Raw genomic sequence first — 1,786 nt, 5'->3', positions numbered from 1 at the left:
ATACGGATTAACAGTCCGCCGTTCTACCGACTGAACTACAGAGGAATCGTTGTGGAGGCTTATCTTAGCGGCGAAAAAAGTTTTGTCAAACCTGATCTTAGGGAAAATCGACTGATTGCTGATTCTGTCGTCAGTTTGTTGTAAATCCACACATCTTTTTCTGGAAAATACTTTGCAGGATTAGCATTTGTCCCTCATCATTTGAAATGGAGTTTCAACTTTTCTCGCTAAGGTCCATTTTGAACGTCACTGCCTCCTTACGCCAGGCGATAACTCGCACGCCATGGTATGCAAAACGTAAAAGCTATCGTGTCCTGTTCTGGCGTGAAATCACCCCTCTTGCCGTGCCTATCTTCCTGGAAAATACCTGCGTTCTGCTGATGGGGGTTTTGAGCACCTTCCTGGTGAGCTGGCTGGGAAAAGAGGCGATGGCTGGGGTTGGGCTAGCGGACAGCTTTAACATGGTGGTGATCTCGTTCTTTGCCGCCATAGACCTCGGGACGACGGTGGTGGTGGCCTTTAGCCTCGGCAAGCTTGATCCCAAACGTGCACGCGAGGCGGCCCGCCAGTCGCTGATGATCATGACCATTTTTTCGATCGTTCTGGCGGCGGTGATCCACTATTTCGGTAAAGAGATTATCGATTTTGTCGCCGGGGAGGCCACGAACGAGGTTAAAGACCTGGCACTGACCTACCTCGAAATGACCGTCTTAAGCTATCCGGCGGCGGCCATTGCGCTGATTGGCAGCGGCGCGCTGCGCGGGGCGGGCAACACCAAAATTCCGCTGCTGATCAACGGCGGGATGAATATCCTGAATATTATTATCAGCAGCGTGCTGATCTATGGCGTGTTCTCGTGGGAGGGGCTGGGGTTCGTCGGTGCCGGACTGGGATTAACCATTTCACGCTATATCGGTGCGGCAGCCATCATCGGGGTACTGATGGCGGGGATTACCCCCTCCCTGCGTCTGACGCTGAAAAGCTATTTCCGCCCCTTTAATTTCGCCATTATCTGGGAAGTGATGGGGATCGGCATTCCCGCCAGCATTGAATCGGTGTTATTCAACGGCGGGAAGCTGCTCACGCAGATGTTTGTCGCCGGGATGGGCACCGACGTTATCGCCGGTAACTTTATAGCCTTCTCTATTGCCTCGCTGATTAACCTGCCGGGTAACGCGCTGGGTTCGGCATCGACCATTATTACGGGTAAGCGGCTCGGGAAAGGGCAGATAGGCCAGGCGGAGCGGCAGCTGCGGCACGTGTTCTGGCTGTCGACCATTGGGCTGACGCTGATCGCCTGGGGAACCGCGCCGTTTGCCGGGCTGATGGCCTCGTTCTATACCCACGAAGACGACGTTAAAGAGGTTGTTAAGATCCTCATCTGGCTCAACGCGGCCTTTATGCCCATCTGGGCGGCCTCATGGGTATTGCCCGCCGGGCTGAAAGGAGCGCGCGATGCCCGCTTTGCGATGTGGGTATCGATGCTGGGCATGTGGGGATGTCGCGTTGTCGCGGGGTATACGCTCGGGGTGATGCTCGGATGGGGGGTGGTCGGCGTCTGGCTGGGGATGTTCCTCGACTGGGCCGTGCGGGGCGCGCTGTTCTACTGGCGGATGGTCAGCGGGCGCTGGCTGTGGAAATATCCGCGAAAAAATGCCTGACAATTGCGCGAAGTGGAGAATAATTCGGCAAACGATCGGAAATGTGCATTCTGCCTTTGACATCATGGGGGAGCATCGATAATATGCGCCCCGTTCACACGATTCCTCTGTAGTTCAGTCGGTAG

The 1,786-nt window shown here is 55.1% G+C and carries 1 protein-coding gene; it reads left to right on the top strand.

Going from position 1 to position 1,786, the window contains the following annotated elements:
• Window positions 1-206 precede the first annotated feature (206 nt).
• Complete coding sequence (gene emmdR, locus ADJ24_RS13245) at window positions 207-1,661, top strand: multidrug efflux MATE transporter EmmdR (protein WP_123244567.1); 1,455 nt, start codon at window positions 207-209, stop codon at window positions 1,659-1,661.
• The last annotated feature ends 125 nt before the right edge of the window (window positions 1,662-1,786 follow it).

Source organism: Enterobacter sp. 940_PEND (assembly GCF_001059415.1).
GTDB classification, from domain to species: domain Bacteria; phylum Pseudomonadota; class Gammaproteobacteria; order Enterobacterales; family Enterobacteriaceae; genus Enterobacter; species Enterobacter cloacae_M.
Note: the sequence above shows the minus strand (reverse complement) of the source record. Positions and strands in the feature narration are given on the sequence as shown.